Origin of the sequence: Acetobacter sp. A11-2 (assembly GCF_040208445.1) — a bacterium.
Classification (GTDB): domain Bacteria; phylum Pseudomonadota; class Alphaproteobacteria; order Acetobacterales; family Acetobacteraceae; genus Acetobacter; species Acetobacter oryzoeni.
Genome location: NZ_CP157843.1, coordinates 995,991 through 1,021,039, shown reverse-complemented (window position 1 = coordinate 1,021,039; position 25,049 = coordinate 995,991). Strand labels below are relative to the sequence as shown.

General features: G+C 52.9%; 21 protein-coding genes and 1 pseudogene. 8 read left to right on the top strand and 14 right to left on the bottom strand.

The genetic code is table 11. From position 1 onward, the window contains the following. The first annotated feature begins 1 nt into the window (after position 1). A complete protein-coding gene (locus tag ABNV41_RS04930; protein WP_050819799.1) occupies positions 2-190 on the top strand; it encodes a DUF4089 domain-containing protein in 189 nt (62 codons plus the stop codon). Beyond that, complete coding sequence (locus tag ABNV41_RS04925) at positions 187-1,542, top strand: AtzE family amidohydrolase (RefSeq protein WP_050819800.1); 1,356 nt, start codon at positions 187-189, stop codon at positions 1,540-1,542. Before ABNV41_RS04930 ends, ABNV41_RS04925 begins: the two co-directional genes overlap by 4 nt. Before the next feature lie 4 nt (positions 1,543-1,546). Here the strand turns inward: ABNV41_RS04925 and xdhC are convergent, their stop codons facing one another. Genes xdhC through ABNV41_RS04885 form a run of 8 tightly spaced genes read right to left on the bottom strand, consistent with a single transcriptional unit; the run spans position 1,547 to position 10,870 of the window. Beyond that, entirely contained in the window at positions 1,547-2,362 is an 816-nt protein-coding gene (xdhC, locus tag ABNV41_RS04920) for a xanthine dehydrogenase accessory protein XdhC (protein ID WP_050819801.1), read from the bottom strand. Positions 2,363-2,375: 13 nt separating this feature from the next. Continuing rightward, positions 2,376-4,721 carry a xanthine dehydrogenase molybdopterin binding subunit gene (gene xdhB / locus ABNV41_RS04915; RefSeq protein WP_087652091.1) on the bottom strand — a complete coding sequence of 782 codons (2,346 nt, stop codon included), beginning with the start codon at positions 4,719-4,721 and terminating at the stop codon, positions 2,376-2,378. A gap of 13 nt (positions 4,722-4,734) precedes the next feature. Further along, positions 4,735-6,195 (bottom strand): xanthine dehydrogenase small subunit, encoded by a 1,461-nt coding sequence (gene xdhA / locus ABNV41_RS04910; protein WP_050819803.1) that lies wholly within the window; start codon positions 6,193-6,195, stop codon positions 4,735-4,737. Between the two features lie 36 nt (positions 6,196-6,231). After that, complete coding sequence (locus ABNV41_RS04905; RefSeq protein WP_050819804.1) at positions 6,232-7,692, bottom strand: nucleobase:cation symporter-2 family protein; 1,461 nt, start codon at positions 7,690-7,692, stop codon at positions 6,232-6,234. A 3-nt stretch (positions 7,693-7,695) separates the two neighbouring features. After that, positions 7,696-8,028 carry a hydroxyisourate hydrolase gene (gene uraH / locus ABNV41_RS04900; RefSeq protein WP_050819805.1) on the bottom strand — a complete coding sequence of 111 codons (333 nt, stop codon included), beginning with the start codon at positions 8,026-8,028 and terminating at the stop codon, positions 7,696-7,698. Continuing rightward, the gene (gene uraD / locus ABNV41_RS04895) at positions 8,025-8,534 is read right to left on the bottom strand and encodes a 2-oxo-4-hydroxy-4-carboxy-5-ureidoimidazoline decarboxylase (protein WP_050819806.1); all 510 of its coding nucleotides are present in this window, start codon (positions 8,532-8,534) and stop codon (positions 8,025-8,027) included. The genes uraH and uraD overlap by 4 nt, the downstream gene beginning before the upstream one ends. Beyond that, positions 8,531-9,424 carry an allantoinase PuuE gene (gene puuE / locus ABNV41_RS04890; protein WP_050819807.1) on the bottom strand — a complete coding sequence of 298 codons (894 nt, stop codon included), beginning with the start codon at positions 9,422-9,424 and terminating at the stop codon, positions 8,531-8,533. Before puuE ends, uraD begins: the two co-directional genes overlap by 4 nt. A gap of 27 nt (positions 9,425-9,451) precedes the next feature. Continuing rightward, positions 9,452-10,870 carry an NAD(P)/FAD-dependent oxidoreductase gene (locus ABNV41_RS04885; RefSeq protein WP_349935048.1) on the bottom strand — a complete coding sequence of 473 codons (1,419 nt, stop codon included), beginning with the start codon at positions 10,868-10,870 and terminating at the stop codon, positions 9,452-9,454. Positions 10,871-11,026: 156 nt separating this feature from the next. On the opposite strand from ABNV41_RS04885, the gene ABNV41_RS04880 reads away from it, so the two are divergent. Continuing rightward, positions 11,027-11,929, top strand: a complete 903-nt coding sequence (locus tag ABNV41_RS04880) for a LysR family transcriptional regulator (RefSeq protein WP_006115357.1) — start codon at positions 11,027-11,029, stop codon at positions 11,927-11,929. A 4-nt stretch (positions 11,930-11,933) separates the two neighbouring features. Beyond that, positions 11,934-13,256, top strand: coding sequence for a guanine deaminase (gene guaD, locus ABNV41_RS04875; protein WP_087652090.1), 1,323 nt, complete (start codon positions 11,934-11,936; stop codon positions 13,254-13,256). Here guaD and ABNV41_RS04870 read toward each other — a convergent pair. The 6 genes and pseudogenes from ABNV41_RS04870 to ABNV41_RS04845 all read right to left on the bottom strand — a co-directional run. After that, positions 13,253-14,845, bottom strand: coding sequence for a gamma-glutamyltransferase family protein (locus ABNV41_RS04870; protein WP_050820406.1), 1,593 nt, complete (start codon positions 14,843-14,845; stop codon positions 13,253-13,255). The two genes, guaD and ABNV41_RS04870, sit on opposite strands and share 4 nt — an antisense overlap. 87 nt (positions 14,846-14,932) lie before the next feature. Next, entirely contained in the window at positions 14,933-15,373 is a 441-nt protein-coding gene (locus tag ABNV41_RS04865) for a biopolymer transporter ExbD (RefSeq protein ID WP_012812288.1), read from the bottom strand. Between the two features lie 54 nt (positions 15,374-15,427). Further along, the gene (locus tag ABNV41_RS04860; protein WP_003627566.1) at positions 15,428-15,847 is read right to left on the bottom strand and encodes a biopolymer transporter ExbD; all 420 of its coding nucleotides are present in this window, start codon (positions 15,845-15,847) and stop codon (positions 15,428-15,430) included. 33 nt (positions 15,848-15,880) lie between these two features. Further along, complete coding sequence (locus ABNV41_RS04855) at positions 15,881-16,894, bottom strand: MotA/TolQ/ExbB proton channel family protein (RefSeq protein WP_196332575.1); 1,014 nt, start codon at positions 16,892-16,894, stop codon at positions 15,881-15,883. A gap of 69 nt (positions 16,895-16,963) precedes the next feature. Then, positions 16,964-17,674 (bottom strand): energy transducer TonB, encoded by a 711-nt coding sequence (locus ABNV41_RS04850; protein WP_087652088.1) that lies wholly within the window; start codon positions 17,672-17,674, stop codon positions 16,964-16,966. A 508-nt stretch (positions 17,675-18,182) separates the two neighbouring features. Then, positions 18,183-18,341 (bottom strand): annotated as a pseudogene (locus ABNV41_RS04845) (SelT/SelW/SelH family protein); the annotation flags it as partial. A 397-nt stretch (positions 18,342-18,738) separates the two neighbouring features. Between ABNV41_RS04845 and ABNV41_RS04840 the strand changes: the two are divergent. From ABNV41_RS04840 to ABNV41_RS04825, 4 genes are read left to right on the top strand one after another with little or no spacing between them, the layout of a single operon-like run. Continuing rightward, positions 18,739-19,722 carry an HlyD family secretion protein gene (locus tag ABNV41_RS04840; protein WP_050819810.1) on the top strand — a complete coding sequence of 328 codons (984 nt, stop codon included), beginning with the start codon at positions 18,739-18,741 and terminating at the stop codon, positions 19,720-19,722. After that, positions 19,722-22,457 (top strand): ribosome-associated ATPase/putative transporter RbbA, encoded by a 2,736-nt coding sequence (gene rbbA / locus ABNV41_RS04835; protein ID WP_050819811.1) that lies wholly within the window; start codon positions 19,722-19,724, stop codon positions 22,455-22,457. The genes ABNV41_RS04840 and rbbA overlap by 1 nt, the downstream gene beginning before the upstream one ends. Then, the gene (locus tag ABNV41_RS04830; protein ID WP_050819812.1) at positions 22,457-23,584 is read left to right on the top strand and encodes an ABC transporter permease; all 1,128 of its coding nucleotides are present in this window, start codon (positions 22,457-22,459) and stop codon (positions 23,582-23,584) included. The genes rbbA and ABNV41_RS04830 overlap by 1 nt, the downstream gene beginning before the upstream one ends. After that, a complete protein-coding gene (locus ABNV41_RS04825) occupies positions 23,585-25,036 on the top strand; it encodes a TolC family protein (RefSeq protein ID WP_050819813.1) in 1,452 nt (483 codons plus the stop codon). It begins immediately after the preceding gene. Positions 25,037-25,049: the final 13 nt, after the last annotated feature.

The following is a 25,049-nucleotide window of genomic DNA, read 5'->3' as shown; positions in this document are numbered from 1 at the left end:
CATGACCGCCCCTTCCTCTGATCAGGAAAATCTTGTGCACGCACGCGCAACAGCCATAGGGCTAGATCTTTCTCCCACATGTCTGCCGGGGGTTATCAGCAATTCCGCCCTTTTGGCGCACTATGCCAAACTGGTTGAACAGCACACCCTGCCCGATACGTGTGAACCAGCATACGAGTACATTCCATGACCCGTTTTTCCAGCGCGCATGCCATTGCGGAGGCTATTCGCTCTGGTAAAAAAAGTGCAGTTTCCATTATTCAGGAAACATTAAATACGTTGCGTACACAGGATCATGACATCCAGAGTGTCACGCATCTTTTTGCAGATGAGGCCTTGCTACAGGCCCAGAAAATAGATGCCATGCGGCAGGCGGGCCAAATTTTGCCCCCATTGGCGGGTGTGCCATTTGGCGTGAAGGACCTGTTTGATATTGCAGGCCACGTAACCACGGCAGGCTCTGTTGTGCTGCGCAATACGCCACCAGTACAAAAAGATGCCGCCATTGTGCAGCGGCTTAAAGCTGCTGGGGCCATTCCCGTTGCAACATTGAACATGGATGAGTTTGCTTACGGTTTTGCAACCGTAAATGCTCATTACGGCACAACCCATAATCCGCATGATCTGGCCCGTATGGCTGGGGGGTCCTCCGGTGGGTCTGCTGCGGCTGTTGCTGCGGGTTTTCTACCATTTACCCTTGGGTCTGATACCAACGGATCTATTCGTATTCCGGCATCATTGTGCGGTGTGTGGGGGATAAAACCTACTTTTGGCCGCCTGCCCCGTGCTGGTGCCTATCCGTTTTCTGCCAGTTTGGATGTAGTGGGCAGCTTTGCATCCTCTCTGGATGATCTGATTACAACATTTTACGTGATGGATGGCAGCACACCAGCGCCAGAACCAGCAGCCGATACGCTGCGGATTTCCAGATTGGGGGGATGGTTTGCATCCAATCTGGCGCCTGCCCTTGTGGCAGCGCTGGACCGTGTTTGCGCCAGCCTGCAAACCACCAGCACGGTTGAATTGCCAGAAGTGGCAAGCGCACGTGCAGCATCTTTTCTGATAACCGCAGCAGAAGGCGGAAACCTGCACCTGCCGCGCCTGCGCAAACAGGCAGCAGAATATGACCCCGCCACGCGAGACCGCCTGATTGCCGGAGCCTTGTTGCCATCATCCACCTATCTGCAGGCTCAGCGTTTTAGAAACTGGTTTCGTACAAAAATCCACGAACTCTTTCAGAAAACAGATGTTCTCATAGCGCCTGCTGTTATGGGGGAAGCGCCTCTGCTAGACCAACCCACTGTTATGGTGGACGGTAAACCTGTATCCGCCAGGGCTAATCTGGGCCTGTTTACGCAACCGCTTAGCCTGCCAGGCTTGCCTGTATTGTGTTTGCCCTTGAAAAATACAGGCTCTTTGCCGCTTGGCTTGCAGCTTGTTGCTGCTCCGGGGCAGGAAGCCGCGCTGTTTAGTGTTGCGCGGGCGCTGAAGAAAAGCGGTTTGGCAGGGTGCGTGCCCCTGCCAGAAAAAGAAATGGCCTAAACAGTTATGGGGATGGGTGGAGCACATGCTCCACCACTTCCGCCGCAACAAGGGCGGCAATAACTTCTGGCCGTTTATCCCTGATTCCACGCTCTCCTATGGGGCAAATGAGGGACTGTAAGCGCTCTTCTTCCATGCCAAGCTGGCGGAAGCTGTGTTCAAACCGCCTGCGTTTGGTGGCAGAGCCAATAAGCCCCACGTAAGAGAGATCATCCCGCAAAAGAGCAGATTCTATAATTAACGCATCCAAGGTGTGGCTGGGTGTAAGCACCAGCACGCCTGCTTTGGCAGGTGCAGTGTGCAATATTGTTTCCCATTGGTCTGTTATGCGTGTTTCTACGCCTGCGGGCACAGGGCCAAATTCGTGTTCTCTGGGGTCTATCCAAATCAACCTCAGGGGTAGCGGTGCCAAGCTATAGGCCAGGGCACGCCCAACATGGCCCGCTCCAAACATCAGCAGCACCGGGCGCGCTTCAAGTTCTTGCCGAATATTGTTTTCCAGTTCGTTTACAATATCTGGCGTTACACGCTCCAGCCGAACGCGTGCCCAGCCTCCGCAGCACTGGTTGGTATTTTGCCCACCCAGAATAAATTCATGTTCACGCAGCTTTTCGTGCTGGCACAGCATCTGACGTGCCTGTGCAACGCATTCATGCTCCAATGCGCCACCACCCACAGTTCCGGCTAGAAAAGAGGTGCCCACCAGCATGAAGGCACCTGTTTCACGCGGGGTGGAGCCTTTGGCTTCCGTAACACGCACAAGAATGAGCTGTTCTGGATGGCGGTGCCAGTGTTGAAGAACCCTTGCAACCTCTCGCATGATCAGCTCCGTATTAGTGAGGCATGTCCTTTTGTTTTTTAAGCCGCTCCACTGTGCGTAAAATCTGCTCTGGTGTGGCGGGTGCATCCAGTTGCGGGCAGATGCGATAATCCGCAATGCTTGCTATGGCGTCCGAGATGGCATGCAATACCGCCAGCCCATGCACAAAAGGTGGTTCTCCCACAGCTTTGGAACGGAAGATGGTTTCTTCCCGGTTGGGGGAGTTCTCAAGCAGCTTCACATTAAAAATCGGCGGTCTGTCTGAGCAGGCCGGAATCTTATAGGTGCTGGGGGCATGTGTACGCAGCCGGCCTGTTTGATCCCACACCAGCTCTTCCATTGTCAGCCATCCTGCCCCTTGTATGAAGCCCCCTTCAATTTGGCCAATATCCAGAATTGGGTTTAGGGATTGCCCGGCATCGTGCAGGATATCCACGCGCTCCATGCGGTTTTCACCGGTTAGCAGGTCAACCGCAACTTCTGCACAGGCGGCTCCGTAGGCAAAATAGTAAAATGGGCGGCCGCGGCCGGTTTTCGGGTCCCACGAAATTTTGGGTGTTTTGTAAAAACCGGATGAAGAGAGCGAAACACGGGCCATATAGGCGGCCTTCACCACATCCACAAACGGAATACAGTTTTCCCCCACCTGCACGCCATTGGCTCCAAAATGCACGGTGCTTTCTGGCGCCTGCCAATGCGTGGCGGCAAAGCTGACAAGCCGTTCCTTAATTTTGCTGATAGCATCTAGCACGGCCATGCCGTTTAGGTCTGCCCCGCTGGATGCTGCTGTGGCTGATGTGTTGGGCACCTTGCCTGTGGTTGTGGCCGTAATGCGCACGCGGTTTTCGGGCAGGCCAAATTCCCGCATGGCAATTTGCACCATTTTGGTATGCAGCCCCTGCCCCATTTCTGTGCCGCCGTGATTTACCTGCACAGAACCATCCGTATAGACATGCACCAGAGCGCCAGCCTGATTGAAATGCGTGGCGGTAAAGGAAATGCCAAATTTAACGGGCGTAAGGGCTATGCCGCGGCGAATGTATTTACTGGTGCGGTTAAAGGCACGGAGTTCCTCACGGCGTTTACGGTAATCACATTCTTCAGCAAGCTGTTTCATGATTTCCCGGGAAATGGAATCTTCCACGGTCATGAAATACGGCGTGATGTTTTTGTCTTGCGTGCCGTAAGTGTTGCGCAAACGCACATCCAGCGGGTCCAGCCCCGTGGCAAAGGCAATTTCTTCTACAACCCGTTCGGCGGCAGCAATGCCTTGGGGGCCACCAAAGCCCCGGAATGCTGTGTTGGACTGCGTGTTGGTGCGAAAGGGTTCTGATCGCAGCCGCACATCAGGATAGTAATAGGCGTTATCTGCATGAAACAGCGCTCTATCCGTTACCGGGCCAGATAAATCAGCAGACCATCCGCACCGTGCGGCCAGCAGCATATCTACGCCCTGAATATGCCCTTGCGCATCAAAGCCAACATCATAATCAATCACAAAGTCATGCCGCTTGCCTGTCATGATCATATCATCATCACGATCAAGGCGGCATTTTGCGGGGCGTTGGGTTATTTCTGCAGCCAAGGCCGCCAGACAGGCCGGAGCATTTGCCTGGGTTTCCTTACCACCAAAGCCGCCGCCCATACGGCGCACCTCTACAGTTACCAAATTGCTGGGGCGGTTAAGAATATGCGCCACCATGTGCTGGGTTTCTGTGGGGTGCTGTGTGGAGGAGCATATGCGCATCTCCCCTTCTTCGCCCGGCGTAGCGAGTGCAGCTTGCCCTTCCAGATAAAACTGTTCCTGCCCCCCAACTGTAATGCGCCCGGAAAGCCGTTTGGGAGCGTTTTCTAGCGCATTTTCAGCATTGCCACGCACCATTTCAAGCGGACGGCACACCATGTCTCCGCCTTTTTGGCGGGCTTCTTCAACGGAAAGAACTGTAGGCAGGTCTTCATACACAATCTTGGCTTTGCGCGCGGCTTTGCGGGCTGCCAGACGTGTTTCGGCCACAACGGCAAAAATGGGCTGGCCGTAATAAAAAACCTCATCAGTGGCCAAAAGAGGTTCATCCCCCGCGCCTACGGGGCTAACCTGGTTTTCCCCCAGCACATCTTGGGCAGTAAGCACGCACAAAACGCCGGGAAAATTCTTAACGGGCTCCAGGTCCATAGAAACAATGCGAGCATGGGCCTTGGTGCTTAACCCGGGCACCACATGCACAACATTTGCGGGTGTGGGAATATCATCAATATACGTTGCCTTGCCGGAAACGTGCAGGCGCCCACTTTCATGCTTCAGGCTTTGTGTTGCGCCACCGGGAACAGTTTGGGGTTCGTGAATATGCTTTTTAAGCATGGGAAATCTCCCTCTAACCTTCCAGGCAGATAGGTTGAGCACTTCCTTGATGGGCTGTTTCTTCAAAAAAGCGCGTTAACAGGTTGGCGGATACAGTGGAGCGATACCACGCACTGCCCCGCATATCCGTTAAGGGCGTAAAGTCATTCTGTATGGCTGTGCGTGCGGCTTCTAACGCTGCAGTATTCCACTTTTGGCCAACCAAAGCTTTTTCCGCCATTTTGGCACGGCAGGGAATGCCCGCCATTCCGCCAAAAACCAGACGCGCTTCTGTTATCTTGCCTTCTGCATTTATGGAAACTGCAAAGGCAGCCATAATGGCAGAAATATCCTGATCAAACCGTTTGGAAACCTTGTAGGCCCGCATAATTGTTTGGGCAGATTGATCCGGTATAAAAATACCTTCTATAAATTCAGCGGGCTGCCGGTCCTGCTTTCCGTATTCTACAAAGTAGTTTTCTAACGGAAGCTGCCGCCGTGTATCGCCTTGCCGTAAATGTAGCACGGCACCGGCGGCTATAAACAAGGGTGGCCCGTCCCCAATGGGTGAGGCATTGCCTATATTGCCGCAAACAGTAGCGGCATTTCTGACCTGCGTAGAGCCAATGCGTTTTACGGTTTCCAGCGCATCTGGCAGATGCATTGCCAAGGCAGGAAGGGCCTGCGTGTATGTTACGGCTGCGCCTATCCACAAACCGCCATCATGCTGTTCGAGTTTGAGCAGATCCTTGGCAGATCTTACAGCAATAACATGCGGCAGATCGCGCAAATGCTTGGTAACCCACAAGCCAACATCTGTAGCGCCAGCAACAAGAGTGGCCTTGGGGCTTTCCTGATAAACGGCAGCAAGTACATCGGAATTGGCAGGCAAAGTGATGCGGCCATGGGCGTTTTGAATATCTACACTGCTGCCATCCTGTAAGGCAGAAAGGCGCAGGATTATGTCCTGTTTCTCCACATCAAAACGGTTGCCCTGCTGCACCATAATACGGCGCGCCTGCTGCATGGCGCGGATAATGGGGGCATACCCTGTACAGCGGCACAAATTGCCAGCAAGTGCTGTATTTATGGCTTTAGGATCATCTCCCCCGCCGTTTTGTACATAAGCTACCATGGACATTACAAAGCCCGGCGTACAAAACCCGCATTGAGACCCGTGCAGATCGACCATAGCCTGCTGCACTGGATGCAGTGAGCCATCTGGGTTTTGCAAATGCTCAACTGTAAAAAGCTGGGCACCGTCCAGCATCCATAAAAACTGGATACAGGCGTTTACGCTACGCCATGTCAGTTGGCCGTTTTCAAGGCGTACAACCATAACAGTGCAGGCCCCGCAGTCTCCTTCATTACAGCCTTCCTTGGTGCCGGTTAGCCCTTTTTGGTCACGTAGCCAGTCCAATACTGTGTGAGTGGGAGAAAGATCAGACACTTCGTGCAAAGTCTGACCCAGATAAAACCTTATATGGTGTCGCATTTTTTGGTCTCTGTAGAAGAAGTATAGGGTCAGGGTTTATCTGGAGCAGGATTTGGGAGGCCGAGAGCCCAGTTTATCTTCCGAGATCACAACAACATTCTTCCACATTTCCGGGTGAGTGGTTGCTGGCTGCGGGGCGGCCTCTACGTCTTCCACAACAGCATCATGCGTGCCGTGATTGAAGATGAGGTGCAGGATAATGGCGGACATGGCCCCTAGTGTGATGCCGCTGCCAAAGATGATCTGAGCCCATGCCGGAAAGTGGTCTGCAATGTGGGGCTGTGCCGTAGCAAGCATGCCCAAGCCAACACTGGTGCCAACAATAATGCCGTTATTCTGGTTATCAAAATCGACCTGCGCCAAGGTTTGAATGCCCACCACAGCCACAGCAGCAAACATGGCCAAGGCAGCGCCACCCAGCACTGGCAGAGGCACGCAGGCCATCAGCACAGCCAGTTTGGGCAGGCAGCCCATAACCATCATGATAAGAGCTGCAGCAGCTACAACCCATCGGCTTTTTACGCCCGTAAGCCGCACAAGGCCCACGTTTTCGGCAAAGCAGGTATAGGGAAAGGAGTTAAAAATACCCCCCAGCATTGTGGCGGCCCCATCTGCCCGAATAGCGCGGGTGATATCATGCGGAGTGATCTTTTTGTCCACAATCGCGCCGGTGGCAAACACATCGCCCGTTGTTTCCAGCATGGAAATCATCATCACGATAATCAGTGAGAGAATGGGCACGATATGAAAGCTGGGCATGCCAAAATACAGCGGGCGCACAATGGTTAGTAATGGAGCGGATGACACATCTCCAAAATGCGCGTCTCCTAAAACCCATGCTACCAGCGTGCCCATAATCAGCCCGACCAACACAGCAATGGTGCCAATGAAACCTTTGAAGAAACGCTGAACAGCCAGAATGCACAGCAGCGTGCCCAAGCCATACGCAACATTACGCAGGCTGACAGGGTTTTGCATGGTGCCCGTGCCTTGGCCATTCACAATATCATTGGCAGCCACCGGCAGCAGAGCCAGCCCGATAACCAGAATGACAGACCCGGTGACAACAGGCGGGAAAAAACGGATCAGGCGTGAGAAAAACGGCGCCACAAAGTAGGAAAAAATGCCTGCAACAATAACTGCGCCAAAAATCTGATGCAGCCCTTCAATCCCGCCCCCGGCAGCCGTGCCAATGGCGATCATGGGGGTGACGGAAACAAAGGTAACCCCTTGCAAAAGCGGCAATTTTACCCCAAGCGGGCCAAGGCCTACGGCCTGAATAAGAGAGGCAATGCCACAGGTAAATAGATCGGCTTCAATAAGATGTTCCAAGGCATCGTGCGAAAGCCCAAGAGCACTGGCAAGCAGAATGGGCACAATAACGGATGCAGCATAGAATGTGAGCACATGCTGCAACCCATAAACACCCAACTGCCAGAAAGGCAGGAATTCATCTACAGGATGAACCGCTTGCGGAACGTTTCTGGCAGCTTTCATCTTTCAGCTTCCCCTGTAAGTGGAATAACCATAAGGCGCAGCAAGCAGCGGCACATGGGCGTGCATGGCCTCACCCAATCCAAAAACAATTGGCACGACATCCAGAAATAGTGGTTCCGGCAGGTTCATGCCCTGTTGCTGGAAATAGGCGCCTATTTCAAATTCCAGCCGATACGTGCCGGATTTGAGCTCAAGACTTCTGAGCTCCGCACACCGGCCATCGGCATTTGTTAGCCCCGTAAACACAAGGGTATCGCCCGCAAAAAGGCGGATCTGCACAGCGCTGGCCGGACGGCCAGAAACTGTGTTGAGCACATGTGTGGAAAGAGAGCTCATGCCTGCACCTTATCCTGCAATCTCAGGGCTGCTATTGCATCAATCTGCTTTAGCGCCTCTGCAAGCTCTTCCGTAAAAGAGCTTGTCAGACGTTGTTCCATGGCTTCCAGAATAACGGCTTTGGTGGCTTGTCGAACACAAATAACAAACGGCATGCCAAACTTTTTCTGGTAAGCATCATTCAGATCACGCAGTTGCCTGTATTCTGCGGGAGAGAGCTTATCTAACCCGGCACTCCCCTGCTCCTGCGTTGATTCAGCGCTTAGGTCCGGGTCTATGCCCATACGGTGGCCAAGTTCCGGGTGAGCACGTACCAAAGCCAGCTTCTGGCTTTCTGGAGCCTGTTGCACGGCTTGAGAAAAAGCGTGTTTCATCTGCTGCATGGAGGCAAAGGGGCGCTGCTTTGCAGCTGCTTCTGCCACCCACGGAGAATGCTCGTAAATGCCGCCAAATGCTTCAACAAACTGTTGGGGAGAGAGCGTGTTGACATCTTGCAGGGGTATCATGCCGGGTGCACCTTTTGCCAATGCCGGGCAATTTCCAGGCGGGTTGGTGCCCATACATCTTCATATTGCTGGATATGCTGTATGAACTTGGCAACAGCCAATGCCCGCGCAGGTTTGCCTGCCAGACGGCAATGCAGGCCAACGGACATCATGCGCCCGCCTTCCTGATACAGCATGTCAAAGCAGTCTCGCAGGTAGCGGAAAAACTGTTCACCTTCCGTAAAGCCGTTCAGGGCCGCAAACTTCATATCGTTTACGTCCAGTGTGTAAGGCACAATCAGCTGTGGCTTGCCGTGTGTTCTATCATAATACGGAAGGTCATCTGCGTAGGAATCTGCATCATAAACAAAGCCGCCTTCTTCTGCCACAAGGCGTGCTGTGTTGGGGCTTGTGCGCCCCTGATACCAGCCTAGGGGGCGCTGCCCCGTAACCTGCGTATGGAGCGCTATGGCTTGCCGAATATGCTCGCGCTCAACATCTTCAGGCACATGCTGATAATCAATCCAGCGCAAGCCGTGGGAGGCAATTTCCCACCCGCTTTTCTGCATGGCGGCAACGGCTGCGGGGTTACGCGCCATGGCTGTTGCCACACCAAATACGGTGGGCTTTATGCCTGCCTTTTCAAACAACCGGTGTAAGCGCCAGAACCCCGCGCGGCTGCCATATTCATACAGACTTTCCATCTGCATGCAGCGTTCGCCTACGATAGACGTTGTGCCGATCATTTCCGAAAGAAAGGCCTCGGACCCTTTATCTCCGTGAAGAACAGAGTTTTCGGCACCTTCTTCGTAATTCACCACAAACTGTACGGCTATGCGGGCCGCATTCGGCCAGTGAGGATCCGGCGGGCAAGCGCCGTATCCAACCATATCGCGCGGGTAATTCTGCATTATTTCCCTACCTTCCAGAACACATCATCAAACACACTGAGGAGGTTCCAGACTAACCAATTCATCTACGTTGTAATCCAGCAAGCTTTGCAGGTGTTTTTCACCGTCCTGCACAAACAGATCACGCCCGATGCCAAAGGTTAGTTTTTCCACCCCAAAGCGCATGGCACTGATGGAGGAACCCGAAAGCCCCATGCTGGGTGTGGCAGAAAATGTAAAGTTATGGATAGCCGCCAGCATGGGAGCCAGCGGATCAGACGCATTGCGCGGCAGAAACTGGAAGCGTTCGCCCAGATAGGGGTGACTGCCTAAAAGTGTGCTCTGTTCGTCTTCCGGTGGGGCAAAACAATCCCGCCAGAGGGCAATATGTGGTGCCAGTTTGGCCAGTTCTGGCCGCTGGGCCAGATCAATTACAAAACCGGTGCCAATAATCAGGAAGTCAAACCGCATTTCACCATGTGGTGTGGTTACAACCACTTCCTTGCCTTCCTCTTTTACGGAAAGCCATGGAGTGCCCGTATGGAAGGCAAAGTTTTTATGGCTCCGGCAGCGCCAGAACGTATCCTGCGGGGGCGGCTGGTTGAGATCATAAATCCGCCGCATGAAGCGCCAGCGCACAAGATCATCCAGTTCTGAAAAATAGCTGAGGAACCCGGCATTTTCCATCCAGCGATAGGGATTTACAGATGGAACTTTTTTGCGGCGCAGGCACAGATCAACCTGCTTGGCGCCATGTTCCAAAGCTGTTGCAGCGTTATCAAAAGCCGAGGCCCCAGCCCCAAGAACGCCAATGCGTTTGCCACGCAGTTTTTCAAAATCAATCTGTTCATGCGTATGGGCATAACGTGTTTTGGGCAGTGATTTGGTAATGAAGTCTGGCACATGCCATGCGCCACCGCCTTCAATACCGGTTGCCAGCACAATTTTACGTGCCCAAACCTGTTTTTGCACACCGCCAGCGCATGAAAATGTCAGTTTCAGCAGGTTGTCCTGCCACTCAATATCTACCAGTTCATGCTCATTTTTTACGGGCAGTTCCAGAACATCACGCACCCAATCCAGATAAGCCTGCCAATCCTGACGGGAGATTTTATCCAGCGTATGCCATGCGGCAGCACCGTAGCGGGCTTCATACCAGGATTGAGGTGTCAGGCTGGGGATACCGAGGTCCGGGCCAGTAACATATTTGGGCGTACGCAGTGTTAGCATACGTGCAAACGTAATCCATGGTCCTTCTCCCCCTTTAGGGGCTGTATCAAAAATACAGGTGTTTGTAATGCCGCGCCGCTTCAGCCCAAAGCAGGTGGCCAGACCACCCTGCCCGCCGCCAATAATCGCAACATCCAGAACATCTTCGCCATCATGCTTGTGGGGAATGCACCAATTGCCTGTTGCATACTGAATTTTTGCGAGATCATCACGCACACGTTTATTAAGCTGTTCCATGCCTGCATATCAGTCCGAAATATGCGTTGCCCGAAAACAATCTGATTCATGTCCCTGACAACGACGATAAAATCAAGCATAATGTTTCACATCCGCATCGTTCTTGTATATGACATAATTCAGCATGGTGCGTTCGCAAAATGAGAGCAAAAGCAAATGCCAGTTTTTTCCCGTTTTCTTCGTTACTTCATGGCTGTTGCTCAGCATGGCTCAATCCGTAAGGCTTCGGACGAACTGCATATTGCCGCTTCCGCTATTGATAGGCAGATTCTTCAGGGTGAAAAATTGCTGGGCACGCTGTTGTTTGAGCGCCTGCCAACGGGCCTGCGCCTGACAACCGCCGGAGAGTTACTCTTAACATCCTGCCGCCATTGGTCGCGCGACTTAAATACGCTTAAAATCCAGCTAGATAACCTTAAAGGCCTGCGGCAGGGTACGGCGGATATTCTTATCCCGGATGCGCTCACCAAAGGTTTTCTGCCGGTTCTTCTGGGGCGGTTGCGTGAAAGTCATCCAGGTATTCTGGTAAGTGTGCATGTGCGCAAAAGCCAGAATATGGGAGAACTTTTGGTAAAGGGACACGCAGATTTTGCCCTGATGTTCAACCCAAGCCACATGCGGGAATTGACCGTGCGGGCACATAAGGAAATCCCGCTAGGGTTTATTTCTCTGCCGTCTCACCCCGTTGCAGCGTTGAGTGAGGCACGCTTTAGTGTGGCGGCGGAATATCCGGTTATTGTGCCCTCGCCGCCTCTTGCACTTTGGCGGCCCATTGGGCTTTTGGAAGCAGAAACAGGTATAGAAATAGCCGCCGTTGCGCGCGCAGATAATATTCAGATGATCAAATCTCTGGTGCTGGAAGGCACGGGAATTGGGATATTAAGTTATCTGGATGCCTATGATGAGGTGCAAAAAAATCAGCTGGCTTTCACCCCTATCGTGCATAAAAAACTTACGCCACTTTCCTTGGCTTTGTGTGTAGATCGTTCTCGCCAGCTTTCTACGGCAGCGCGGTTTATTATTAGTGAAATTGAAAATTTCTTTCTGGAACAGCTATAAAATCATGTCAGTCTCTTCTGCAAAAACGGCTATTCGGGGTTGCTACATCACTTTCAAGGGCAATCCTTTTATGGTGCCCCCGGAAGAAAGTTTGAGCGTTGAAGAAGACGGCCTGATTGTAATGGAAGCTGGCCGCATAACGGACTGCGGGCCTTATGCGGCCCTTGCACCCAAGCTGGATAAGGCAGTTCCGATTACGCATTACCCGGATAGCATTATTTCTGCCGGGTTTATTGATACGCACGTCCATTATCCACAAATGCCAGCTATTGCCTCGTGGGGGCAGCAGCTTTTGCCGTGGTTGGAGCAGTATATTTTTCCAACTGAAGCCAGGTTTGATGATTCCACTTACGCAGAAGCAGTTGCCAGTGCATTTCTGGACGAGCTTTTGCGGAATGGCACAACCACGGCAGCTGTATATTGCACTGTGCATGCGCAATCGGTGGATGCGTTTTTCAGACAATCAGAAAAACGTGGAACCCGCATGATTGCGGGCAAGGTGCTGATGGACCGCAATGCTCCAGATAACCTGCGTGATACCGCCAAAAGTGGATATGATGATTCAGCCGCTTTAATCCAACGTTGGCACAATAAAGGCCGCCAGCTTTATGCAGTAACGCCTCGCTTTGCCATTACCAGCACGCCAGAACAACTTGAAATGGCTGGAGATCTGCTCACGCGCCATTCCGATGTCTTTATGCAAACACATCTGGCGGAAAATATGGATGAAATTAAAGCTGTTTCCAGCCTGTTTCCAGAATCCGCTTCATATCTGGATGTTTATGCGCAAGCAGGTTTGGTTGGAGCACGTTCTATTTTCGGGCATGGTATTTATTTGCAGGAAACAGATTTTCAGCACTGCCATCATGCCAAGTGTACACTTGCACATTGTCCAACCTCCAATCTGTTTTTAGGGAGCGGCTTATTCAAGCTGTTTGACGCCATTCGGTCAGACCGGCCCGTTCATGTTGGGCTGGGTACAGATGTTGGTGCTGGCACAACGTTATCCATGCTTGGCACAATGGGCGAAGCCTATAAAGTTTCTCTCATGGCTGGAGGAGAACGGCTGCAAGCCATTCAGGCTTTTTGGCTTGCAACGGCTGGAGCCGCAGAAGCACTTAAACTGGATACAAAAATCGGCCGCATTGCACCCGGAATGGAGGCTGACTTCTGTATATTGGATCCAGCCGCTACACCTATGCTTGCGCAAAGAACCGCCCACTGCCAGGCGGTGCAGGATATGCTTTTCCCGTTGATGATCTTGGGGGATGACCGCAGCGTAAAAGCAACTTGGGTGAATGGGAAAGCTGTGTATGAGCGGCCTTAAAAAGCCGCCACACATCCATCGCTACGCGGGTCAGCCGCACCTTCCAGCACACCATCGGCATGCCTTACAATAGCGCCTGCATGCCCCATCATACTAGAAAAAGGCGCAACACGCTCTACGGGGTGGCCTGCTTTTTCCAGCTTGGCCACAACGCCCGCATCCATGTTGCTTTCCACTTTCAGGGATTGGCTTTCACTGCCCCATGTGCGGCCCAACAACCACCGAGGCGCCGTAACAGCCTGCTGCAAAGGCATGCCAAATTGTGCATATCTGGTAAAAACCGCAGCCTGTGTTTGAGGTTGGCCCTCGCCCCCCATTGTGCCGTAAACCATCACGCGGCCATCATCAAAATGTGCGAGTGCCGGGTTAAGGGTATGGAAAGGCTTGCGCCCCGGCACAAAGGCATTCCATGCGCCTTCCTCCAGTTGGAAGGAGGCTCCGCGATTTTGCCAGAGAACACCCGTTTGCGGCAGAAAAACGCCAGATCCAAACTCAAAATACAGGCTTTGTATCATGCTTACGGCAACGCCAGAGGAATCAATAGCGCCCATCCATGTCGTATCTCCAGCCTGTGAAGGCTGAGGCCACGGGGAAGCACGCTGCATGTCAATTTTATGCGCCAGTTCTGTGCAAAGCTCTTCATTGTCCAGAAAAGCCTGAGCGTCTTCTGTCATCCATCGTGGATCGCCCACATGGGCATTACGGAACAGAAAAGCCTGTTTTGTTGCTTCTACCAACCCATGTATGTGGGCAAATCCCTCGCCTTCCTGTACTTCCAGTTTTTCAAATAGTCGTAGAATAGCCAAAGATGCCACACCCTGCGTTGGAGGTGGCGCATTGTAAAGCTGAGCATGTTTCAGCTTTGCGGAAAGCGGTTTCCTGAAGACGGCCTCATGTAATGAAAAATCTTCAGAGCTTAAGGGGCTGCTTATTCGTTGTAGATCCTGCAAAAGGTTTTGCGCGGTCGTTCCAGTATAGAAACTTTGCAGTCCATCTTGAGCGAGTTGACGTAGCGTGTGCCCTAATGCTGGGTTCTTGCGCACCATGCCATGCTGAAACAATTTGCCATCTGGCGCATAGGATTGCGCAAAATCCTCATTTTGCAAAAGCTCATTTTGCTTGGAGGCCAGAAGTTCTGCTTCACTTTCTGAAACAACATAGCCATTTTCTGCATACCAAATGGCATCTTCCAAAAGTGCGTTTATTGGAAGGGGATTTTTGATAGATGCACTCTGTTGCAAGGCAAGCTGCCAGCCAGAAACAGTGCCTGCCATTGTATTGGCCGCCCAGCCCCCACGCCATGGCACAGTTGTATGGCCCGCGTTACGATATGCGTCTATTGAACCCTGTAAAGCTCCGGCACCACAGGCTTCTATAACTTCTACCCGGCCATCTGGGTAAGAAACCAGCCAGAAGGCATCGCCCCCAATGCCGGTCATATGTGGGTAAACGGCACATAAGGTAGAGGCCATTGCTACAACGGCCTCCAGGGCTGTGCCGCCCTGTTTTAGTATGGAAAGGCCGCTCTGGCTGGCCAGATGATGCGGTGATGTCACCATCCCGCGCCCCGACTGGAATGTATTTTGCATGACAATCAACCGCTTTTCATAAATGGAAATAAGATAATACGACGTATCAGATACTTGACCACACCAGCAGGTCAAACCCCTCCTTAATCACTTACCGTCAGCGAACTGTTCCTGTCCGACGATTCCGAGTTTTGTGACGCCGAGGCGCTGTGCGTCGGCCATGACGTGGATGACGGTCTTGTAGTCAGCCAGACGGTTGGGCTGGAGATGGAACTCCGGGCGGGAAGCCTCTGGCCCGCTGGCGATCTCACGCAGATGCGCCTGCAGATCGGCCTCGCCATTGATGGGCTGGCCATTCCAGGTCAGCGAGTTGTCAAAGTCCACAACCAGTGTCACCACAGGTGTTTCTTCCGTGCTGGGCGGCGGGTTGCCCTGCGGCAGATCAATCGAGACCGCCTGCGTCTGCAACGGGATGGTGATGATCAGCATGATCAGCAACACCAGCATCACGTCAATCAGCGGCGTGGTGTTGATATCGACAATGCCTTCATCTTCCGTTGTGCTCTCAGAGCCAACATTCATGCCCATGGCCTGTGCTCTCCCCCACAGGATGGGGTGGCGTGCTGCGCCACCCGCCCCTGCCTATTTCGGCTTTTCCGTAATGAAATCGATATGGCTGATGCCCGCTTCCTGACACGTCGCCACCAGACGGCCCACACTCTCATAGCGTGTGGTCACATCTCCGCGGATCTGGATCTGCGGCTGAGGCTTCTGCACCGCCGCCTTCTCCAGCCGGGCCAGAAGATCGGCCCGGTCCTTGATCGGCGTTTCATCCCAGAAGGTCTGACCATCCGCCGTGACTGCCAGAACCACATTGCTCAGCTTGGTCTGGGTTGGCTGGTTCATGTCCTTGGGCAGCTGCACCTTCACGGTATGTGTCGCCACCGGAATGGTGATCAGAAAGATGATCAGCAGCACCAGCATCACATCCACAAGCGGTGTGGTGTTGATGGCGGAGACGACGTCGTCTTCCCCGCCGCTATCGCCAACCTGCATGCCCATAAGCGTTCTCCTTGCCTTGACCTGACCCGTTGATTAGCCGACGCGGTTGGAAACCGTGGCCGTGGTGGGGGAGTTATCGGGGCGCACCACAATCTGATCCACCGCAGCCCCATGACGCACGCCACCGATGAGGATGGACTGCAGGTCAGCGGCAAAGTCACGCACCAGGTCCATGGCCGTCTTGTTGCGACGTACCAGCAGGTTGTAGCCCAGAACGGCCGGCACAGCGGTGGCCAGACCAATGGCCGTCATGATCAGGGATTCACCCACGGGCCCTGCCACCTTGTCGATGGAAGCCTGACCGGCAATGCCGATGGCTGTCAGTGCGTGGTAGATCCCCCACACCGTGCCGAACAGACCGATAAACGGAGAGGTGGAACCCACGGTGCCCAGAAAGGCCAGACCCTTTTGCAGGCTGTTCTGGATGTTGTTGACCGCGCGCTGGATGGACATGCCCGTCCAGCTATGCAGGTCAATGCTTTCCTGCATCGTGCCTTCATGGTGTTCGGCAGCCACAATACCGGTATCGGCGATGTAGCGGAACGGAGAGGTGGAGGTGAGTGCGGAAGCACCTTCCTGAATGCTGTGCTTGGTCCAGAAGCTTTTGGTGGCTTCCTTGGCGGCGGCGAACAGGCGGGCCTGCTCGATGAACTTGGTGATCATGATATACCAAGTGCCCAGGGACATGGTGAGCATGATCAGCAGCACGCCGCGGGCAATGATATCGCCATTGGACCACAGAGCACCCAGACCGTAGGGGTTGGCTTCTTCCTTGGTGTCTGCTGCCGCAGGTGGCGCCTGTTCAGCCGGAGCGCTGGCAGCAGGTGCAGGGGCTGGGGCTGCATCCGGTGTGGCGGCAGGTGCCGGTGCGGAAGATGGCGCCGCATCAGGAGCCGGGGCCGTGGCTGCGGGTGCTGCAGGAGCAGCATCCTGCGCAAAAGCCGCAACTGGGGCTGCAGTGCTCATCAGCAGCGCCAGAGCCGGAGCCGCAAGACCTGACACAAAAGAACGGGGCAGTCTGGTCATCTTCCTCATAATCCTCATCATCAGGGCCCGATCCGGCAGGGTATGGCCATTATGGGCCGGGCAATCCGTTATTGTGTTCGTAAGCTGATCTCAGTCATCCAGCTTGAAATGGATGACATAGACCTTGTGCAGTTCCTTCACCGGCACACCATTGCGCATGGCCGGACGATAACGGGCCTTGTGCACGTAATCCAACGCCGCCTGGGCAAAGGCCTGACCACCAGAGACCGACTGCACCTGGCAGTTGCTGGTCATGCCCGTGGGTTCCACATCACATGCAACCGTCACGCGGCCTTCAATGTTGTCTTCCTCCATTTCTGGGGGATAGACCGGCTGCACATGGTTAAGCGGTGCCGTTCCGGCCGTGGTGTCTGGCGCATCGGATGACGGTGCGCTGGCTGCGGGTTCGGTAGCGGCAGGTGGCGCCTTGGCCGTTTTGGTCTGTGGGGGTGCCGGATGTTTGGGGGGCGCCTTGGCCACATGCTTGATGGGCGGCTTGGGCGGGGGCGGCACCTTGATCTTGGGCGGTGGAATGAACGGCGGGGGCGGCTCTGCCATCACCGGCGGTGGCGGCGGCGGTGGAGGTGGCGGCGGTGGCGGCTGAGGTGGTGGCAGCACTTCCGTCTGGATGGGCGGGTGTTCAACGGGCACGCTCGCCTTCGTGCCCATCCCATACATCAGCCCCCACACACCAGCTCCATGCAAAAGAAGAACCGCTATAAGCGCACCAGCCCCAACCGCACCACCAGCGCGAAGAACATAACGCTCCTTCCCCTCTGTTCGTTGAGAGTTATCCTGCATTGCGCCAGTTTCCCTCCGTTGCTTTCTTGAAAAACCTCTGGAAAAGCAACTCTAGAAAAATATTATTCCTGATAAATAGTTACTTTTATAAAGTTAAGATAAATTTTCGTTTCTTACCAAAAACAAAAAATGCACTTCCTCGTTGCCAAATAGTGATCGGGTAGGAAATGTCCGTCAGAATCATGGCAGCGCATATCAGTTCCTCACAAAAATAACGAAATTAGAAGTTATATAATTAAATTACACATAAAAAATTGAGTCAATTATAAAACACAAAATTTTAATAGTGATTTAAACTTGAAGCTCTGCCCTATCTTAAAAAGCGTGATGCGTGAGGCGGCACTGCAAAATAAAATGTTTGGGCACACAAATGGGTGCGCGAATATCAAATATATTTTTGCAATTATGTAATTGTTATATCTACATGCTCATAAATGAATATTTTATGAGTAATAAAATGTAGAGAGAAAGGTATGAGTAATTATTTTAAGTTCTGTATGCGCTTATTTTATCGATCTATGTGTTCCAAATCTTTTTCTGGGGCAATAATATTTCTTACTCTTTGTTTGAGTTCTTTGGGGTTGGGAAAGCCCCCGTCCCGCTTGCGCTCCCATATTACTTTATCATCTAAACGGATTTCAAATTTTCCCCCTGTATCAGGGCAAAGGCAATAAGTGTGTTTTCCGGTTTGAATCTCTAATGTCAAAGACGAATGGGCAATGAGTAAGGTTGCTATGCTAACGTCTGTTTTTAAAGCGATATAGATGCTTTAGGTATGTAACAACTTCATTATGATACACTTCAAACATGAACAAAATGTCAATTTGTTTTGGTGCAATTGTTAAGGTGTTTATGCAGCTTTTTTGATCAAGATCATTGAGGGGTTTTTGTTGTTCTTTTAATCTGCAAAACTCAGAAGATTATGGGTTATGCAGCCCGTGTAGAGCAATGTGTTGGTATATAAAATAATAACTTGACCATTGTGTCATAATTTAATCATATGCCCCGTCTGCATTCTGCGCTTTGAACATATTGTTATCAGCTTTTTTCCAGCAAGGTTTATTGTGAAAACTCCTGCCAAAATTGCAATCATCGCTGTTTCTCTCTTTGCAGTCGCGGGCGGGGCCTTCGCATGGCATGAACATCAAGTCGCTCAAAGTGTGCCAGATGGCATTATTTACGGAAACGGGCGATTGGAATTTACCCGTGTGGATGTGGCCGTGAAATATCCGGGGCGCATTACGCAATTATTGGCGCAGGAAGGGGATACCGTAACCTCCGGTCAGATTCTTGCGCAGGAAGATAAGGCAACCATTCAGGCGCAATACGATCAGGCAAGTGCACAGCAAAATCGCGCAGCAAGTGCGGCAGGCCGAGCCTCGGCTGAGCTTGTGGCGCGTCAGGCAGCCTTGCAGCTCGCACGTGATGAATTGCGGCACGCCCAGAAAATGCGGCAGCAAAACCTTGTTTCCGATATGGAGGTTACGCAACGGCGCACGCAGGTTGAAACTGCACAGGCTGCGGTAAATGCGGCCTCTCAGGCCGTGCAGGAAGCTGTGCATGCCAAGGAAGGCGCCGCAGCGCAGGTCAATCAGGTTCAGACCGTTCTGGATGATATGACCATTCGCGCCCCTGTTTCTGGCCGGATTGAATACCGTGTTATTGAAACGGGAAGTGTTCTGCCGCCGGGCGGGCGTGTGTACTCCATGCTGGATCCGGTGGATCCTTACATGACGCTGTTTTTCCCCACCGCATCTATTAGCAATCTGAAAATAGGTGATGAAGCGCGCATCCGGTTTGATGGAATGGATACGCCGGTTGCGGCCACTGTTTCCTTTATTGATAGCCAGGCCCAGTTCACCCCCAAATATGTGGAAACAGCCACCGAGCGTGAACAGCTTGTATACCGCGTAAAACTGCGCGTAACCGCAGATGAGCAGAAGAAACTCGGCACATTGTTAAAAGCTGGAATGACGGGTGAAGGCTATATCAAGCAACGGCCAGATGCCGCATGGCCTAAAGCAGCACTGTCTGGCGATGCCAGATAATGGGGGCATCTGCTTCTGAAATTCGTGTTGAAGGTGTAAGCCATGCTTATGGTGGGCGCGATGTTCTGCACGATATTTCCCTTACCCTTCCCGCAGGGCAAACCATTGCGTTTATTGGGCCGGATGGTGTTGGTAAATCAACACTTCTGGGGCTGATTGCGGGGGTTCGGCATCTTCAGCGTGGGGCCATTCACACACTTGGTGTGGATATCAGCAACAGAGCCGAGCGAGAGGCTTTTCTTTCTCGCCTGGCTTTTATGCCGCAAGGGTTGGGCAAGAACCTCTACCCTACCCTTTCTGTGCGTGAGAATATCGACTTTTTTGGCCGGCTGTTTGCGTTGGATGCCACAACCCGCGCCAACCGTATTACGCATCTGCTGGATGCTACCGGTCTTGCGCCTTTTCCAGACAGACCCGCAGGCCACCTTTCTGGCGGTATGAAGCAAAAGGTCAGCCTTTGCTGCTCCTTGGTGCATGAGCCAGACTTGCTTATTCTGGATGAACCCACAACGGGGGTGGATCCACTTTCCCGGCGTCAGTTCTGGGCGTTGGTGGAGCAGATGCGGGCTGAGCGCCCCTCCATGACCGTTATTGTTTCTACCGCTTATATGGATGAAGCCGAGCGGTTTTCATGGCTGGTGGCCATGAATGCCGGGCGTATTCTGGCCTCTGGCCCCACAGATGAGGTGAAGAAGCAGACCCACACCACAACAGTGGAAGCGGCTTACATCTCACTTTTGCCTGCGGCGGATCAGAAGGAAATTTCTGATTTTGCAATTCCGCCTTATCAGGATGATGGCAGCCCCCCGGTTATTGATGCTGAAAACCTGACGCGTAAATTTGGATCTTTCACGGCGGTTGACCATGTGAGTTTCCGTATCCGCCGGGGTGAGATTTTCGGGTTTCTGGGCTCTAACGGCTGCGGTAAATCCACCACCATGAAAATGCTGACAGGGCTACTGGATATTACCAGCGGCACAGCAACCCTGTTTGGCCGCCCGATAACACCGGGAGACATGAAAACGCGTATGCGTATTGGCTACATGTCTCAGGGTTTTTCTTTGTATGAAGAACTGACGGTACGCCAGAACCTGATGTTGCAGGCAGAGCTTTTTCAGCTTTCCTCAACCGAGGCCAAACAGCGTGTTGAAAACATGCTGCAAAGCTTTCAGTTGGCAGATGAGGCCGATAGCCGCCCAACGGGCTTGCCCTTGGGGTTTCGGCAACGGCTGCAACTTGCCGCCGCCTGCATTAACAACCCGGATATTCTTATTCTGGATGAACCAACTTCTGGCGTGGACCCGGCTGCGCGGGATATGTTCTGGAAGCACCTTGTAGCGCTTTCACGCCAGAAACATGTGACTATTTTTGTTTCCACACACTTCATGAACGAAGCCGCCCGGTGTGACCGTATTTCCCTTATGGATAAGGGCAAGGTGCTGGCTATGGGCACCCCGGCCGAGATTACGAAGGAGGAAGGTGCCTCCACTCTGGAAGATGCGTTTATTTCGTGCTTGGAAAAAGCTGGTAATTCCATAGCTGTAGCCAAGCCTCAGCAGGCTGCCACAGCAGCAACGGGCGCAATGCGCACAATACCGCCCTATATCCGCTGGTTTTCACGCTGTTGGGCTTTTGCGCGGCGAGAAGCTGTGGAACTGATGCGTGACCGCCTGCGGTTGATGTTCGCTATTCTTGGCCCGACCATTCTACTGCTGATTTCAGCTTATAGTATCTCGTTCGATATCAACACCATTCGCTACACTGTGGTAGATTACGATCATACCCATGCCAGCCGAGAGCTTGTCGAGCAGTTTCGGGGCTCTCGTTATTTTCAGGAAACCGCGTTTTCACCAGATCGCGAAATACTGGAAACACGCATACGCCATGGGCAGGTTGCAATGGGGCTGGATATCCCGCCCGGTTTTGGGCGAGATGTTGCCGCAGGACGTAACCCGGCCATTGGTGTGGTTATTGATGGTTCCATGCCCTTTTTAAGCGCCAATGTGCGTTCTTACACAGATGCCGTGCTGTTAACCTATATGGCGAATATGCAAAAAACGCTGCCGGCATCCGTAACATCCAGCCTGATACCCGTAAGCATAGTGCCGCGCTTTGTGTACAATCAGGAATTCCGCAGCATTTTTGCCATGACCCCCGGCACCATCATGCTGGCGCTTATTCTTGTTCCCACCATGCTGACAGCTCTTGGTGTTGTGCGCGAAAAAGAAATTGGTTCCATTATGAACCTATATGCCTCCCCTGCCAGTTCCGGGCAGTATCTGGTGGGCAAGCAACTGCCTTACGTGGCATTGGCTGTCATGGCTTATCTGGTGCTGGTGGCGCTTTCTGTTACCGTTCTGGGGGTGCCGCTTAAAGGCTCTTTTATAGGGCTGAGCATTGGGGCCACGCTGTATATTCTGGCAAGCACCGGGCTGGGGCTGCTGATTTCAACTTTTGTCAGTTCTCAGGTGGCGGCCATTTTTGGCACGGCCATTATTTGCCTGATTATGTCTGCCAATTTTTCTGGTTTGCTGTATCCGGTTTCAACGCTTACCGGGTTTACCTATTATCTGGGCAAATCTTTCCCGGCTTCGTGGTTTCAGCTTATTAGCCTTGGCAGTTTTACCAAGGGGTTGGGTATTAAATCCTTTCTTTCCATGTATCTGGCACTGGGTGGTTTTGCCGCGCTTTACATGGTGGGGGCACGCCTTTTCTTGAAAAAGCAGGATACGTGATGCTGCGCTGGCTCATAAATGTCGGCCTGCTGTGCCGCAAGGAATTCCACAGCCTGATGCGTGATTTTGTGCTGATGGGCCTGATTGTTTTTGCATTTTCGGCGGCCATTGTTCTGGTTGCGCATGGGGTGCGTGTGGATGTTGCAAACGCAACAGTTGCGTTTATTGATGAAGACCACTCAGCCCTTTCGCGCCAGTTACGTTCTGTTGTGCTGCCGCCTTACTTCAAGCCCCCTACCCTTACTAACCGTATTGACGGCAAAACGGGCATGGATAACGGAACCTACAATTTCGTTATTGATATTCCACCGCGTTTTGAAGCCGATGTGCTGGCAGGCCGCACGCCACAGATACAGGAACTGATTGACGCCACGGCCATGACACAGGCAGGGCTTGGCAGTGTTTATCTGCAACAAATTTTTCTGGGTGAAGTAGAGGCGCAGCTCCATTCCCCCGATATCAACAAGCTGATGCCGTTTCATCCTGAAAGCCGCATCCGTTTTAACCCGAATAGTGAATCTGCATGGTTTACGTCTGTTATGCAGGTTGTCACCAACGCAACAATTCTTTCCATCGTGCTGGTTGGGGCTGCGGTTATTCGTGAGCGTGAGCACGGCACCATTGAGCATCTTCTGGTTCTGCCCGTTTCCGCCAGCCAGATTGCTATTGGGAAAATTCTGGCAAATGGTGCTGTTATCTTTGTAGCCAGCATGCTTTCCCTTTGGGTTATTGTGCATATCGGGCTGGCTGTGCCTATTTCTGGCTCGCCTTTACTGTTTGCCGCCTGCCTTATTTTATACCTGTTTTCGGTAACATCTCTGGGGATGATGCTGGCCACCATTGCGCCCACCATGCCGCAGTTTGGGCTTTTGGTCGTGCCGGTTTATGCCGTGGCCTACCTGCTTTCTGGCGCGGCAACACCAGTGGAAAGTATGCCAGAGGCTGTGCAATCCTTGGTGCGGTTTTTCCCTACCACGCAATTTGTCAAAATCTCACAATCCATTCTGTATCGCGGTGCGGGTCTGGAAAGTATTTGGCCTTCGCTGCTGGCTATTGTGTTCTCTTCTACTCTCTTTCTTGCCATGGCGCTGCTTCGCTTCCGTTCCATGCTTGCCCGCCAGGATTGAATGCTGATGTCCCTTTCTTCCTCTTCTACGCGCTTATTGTTCGGCACTCTTCTATGCACTGGCTTGGTGGCGTGCTCTCCTTTCCATACCAAACTGCCGCCTTCCCACGTGGTGGTTCCGGCGCAGTTCAGCGCTACACCGCAGGATGCACAACCTACAGACCTGACAAACTGGTGGACAGCATGGCAGGACCCGTTGCTTGATCAGCTTGTGCAAAATGCGTTGGCTGCCAACCCGGAAATACGCATGGCGCAAGAGCGTGTGCAGGAATCTCGCGCCTATACCCAAATGGCCAAATCCGCCTTGTATCCGACCATTGGCGCAACAGGCGGCATGATGGGTGGTGGTGTGGATTGGCGGCACCCGGTGCCACCCCTTATGAAAATGGCAGATCCAGACATTCAGGACCCGGCAACGGATGGGCATCTGGCAGGCATAACCATGGCGTGGGAGCCAGATATCTGGGGCCGCAACCGAGCCCGCAAACGGGCCGCGCAACATATGGCCTTGGCGGCAGCAGATGTGCTGCATGGCACACACATGGCCATTGCGGCAGATGTGGCTGCTAATTACCTTACGGCGCGCGGGCTGCAACAACGCATTACATTGCTGGATCAATCTGCCCGCACGCTGCAGGAGCTTTTGCAGTATGCCTCAGCTCGGTTTGATGCTGGCCAGACAACACGGGCTGATTTGGAAACCATAACGGCCCAGATCAATCAGGTACAGGCGCAACGGCCATTACTGGTTGCCGCGTTTGATGCGTGCCGGCATCGGCTGGCTATTCTATCCGGCCTGCCGCCCGAACAGGCGCCTGATCTGTCAGCGCCGGCGCAATACCGAGTGCCAGCGCCACCTGCTACCGAATTGCCTTCTACAGTGCTGGACCGCAGGCCAGATGTGTTGTTGCAAAAGAATATTGTGCAAGCCAATCTGGAGCGGTTGATCAGCACAAAAACAGATTTGCTGCCACGGTTTGGGCTAGAGTTTTTTGGTGGTGATGGACGCTTGCGGTTTGATGGTATTCCGGGTGTATCCGGCTCTGGCGGGCTTATGGCGGTTAATGCCTATCTGCCTATTTTTACGGCTGGGCGCATACAGGCCAAGATACGTGCTGCGGACTCTCAGCTAAAGCAGGCTGTGGCATCATATGATCAAACGGTTCTGACAGCTTTGGCAGAGGTGGAAGACGCCTATGAAAGCCGTTCCAGCGCAGACCAGAACATTGCCAGCCTGAGTGGAGAAGTTTCATCCCTCTCTCTCGCCACAACTCAGGCGCAGGGCCTTTACGAGGGCGGGCAGTTTACCATGCAGGATATTCTGACAACCCGGATAAAAAAGATTTCCGCACAGGATGAACTGGCAAGTGCCCAAACCCGGCAGGCTTTGGCAACAGTGCGCCTTGCGCGGGCTTTGGGCGGTGGCTGGGATACGCAAACAACCAAGCGGTAAAAGCCTAGCGCCC

Bases quoted from the DNA above. Each gene is read 5' to 3' on its own strand.
- ABNV41_RS04925 (WP_050819800.1), top strand. From the start codon at position 187: ATGACCCGTTTTTCCAGCGCGCATGCCATTGCGGAGGCTATTCGCTCT.
- ABNV41_RS04825 (WP_050819813.1), top strand. From the start codon at position 23,585: ATGCTGATGTCCCTTTCTTCCTCTTCTACGCGCTTATTGTTCGGCACT.
- xdhA (WP_050819803.1), bottom strand. From the start codon at position 6,195: ATGCGACACCATATAAGGTTTTATCTGGGTCAGACTTTGCACGAAGTG.
- ABNV41_RS04870 (WP_050820406.1), bottom strand. From the start codon at position 14,845: ATGCAAAATACATTCCAGTCGGGGCGCGGGATGGTGACATCACCGCAT.
- rbbA (WP_050819811.1), top strand. From the start codon at position 19,722: ATGGGGGCATCTGCTTCTGAAATTCGTGTTGAAGGTGTAAGCCATGCT.
- ABNV41_RS04885 (WP_349935048.1), bottom strand. From the start codon at position 10,870: ATGGAACAGCTTAATAAACGTGTGCGTGATGATCTCGCAAAAATTCAG.
- ABNV41_RS04860 (WP_003627566.1), bottom strand. From the start codon at position 15,847: ATGGGCATGCAGGTTGGCGATAGCGGCGGGGAAGACGACGTCGTCTCC.
- uraH (WP_050819805.1), bottom strand. From the start codon at position 8,028: ATGAGCTCTCTTTCCACACATGTGCTCAACACAGTTTCTGGCCGTCCG.
- ABNV41_RS04830 (WP_050819812.1), top strand. From the start codon at position 22,457: ATGCTGCGCTGGCTCATAAATGTCGGCCTGCTGTGCCGCAAGGAATTC.
- ABNV41_RS04880 (WP_006115357.1), top strand. From the start codon at position 11,027: ATGCCAGTTTTTTCCCGTTTTCTTCGTTACTTCATGGCTGTTGCTCAG.
- xdhB (WP_087652091.1), bottom strand. From the start codon at position 4,721: ATGCTTAAAAAGCATATTCACGAACCCCAAACTGTTCCCGGTGGCGCA.
- ABNV41_RS04865 (WP_012812288.1), bottom strand. From the start codon at position 15,373: ATGGGCATGAATGTTGGCTCTGAGAGCACAACGGAAGATGAAGGCATT.
- uraD (WP_050819806.1), bottom strand. From the start codon at position 8,534: ATGATACCCCTGCAAGATGTCAACACGCTCTCTCCCCAACAGTTTGTT.
- ABNV41_RS04905 (WP_050819804.1), bottom strand. From the start codon at position 7,692: ATGAAAGCTGCCAGAAACGTTCCGCAAGCGGTTCATCCTGTAGATGAA.
- xdhC (WP_050819801.1), bottom strand. From the start codon at position 2,362: ATGCGAGAGGTTGCAAGGGTTCTTCAACACTGGCACCGCCATCCAGAA.
- puuE (WP_050819807.1), bottom strand. From the start codon at position 9,424: ATGCAGAATTACCCGCGCGATATGGTTGGATACGGCGCTTGCCCGCCG.
- ABNV41_RS04855 (WP_196332575.1), bottom strand. From the start codon at position 16,894: ATGATGAGGATTATGAGGAAGATGACCAGACTGCCCCGTTCTTTTGTG.
- ABNV41_RS04850 (WP_087652088.1), bottom strand. From the start codon at position 17,674: ATGCAGGATAACTCTCAACGAACAGAGGGGAAGGAGCGTTATGTTCTT.
- guaD (WP_087652090.1), top strand. From the start codon at position 11,934: ATGTCAGTCTCTTCTGCAAAAACGGCTATTCGGGGTTGCTACATCACT.
- ABNV41_RS04930 (WP_050819799.1), top strand. From the start codon at position 2: ATGACCGCCCCTTCCTCTGATCAGGAAAATCTTGTGCACGCACGCGCA.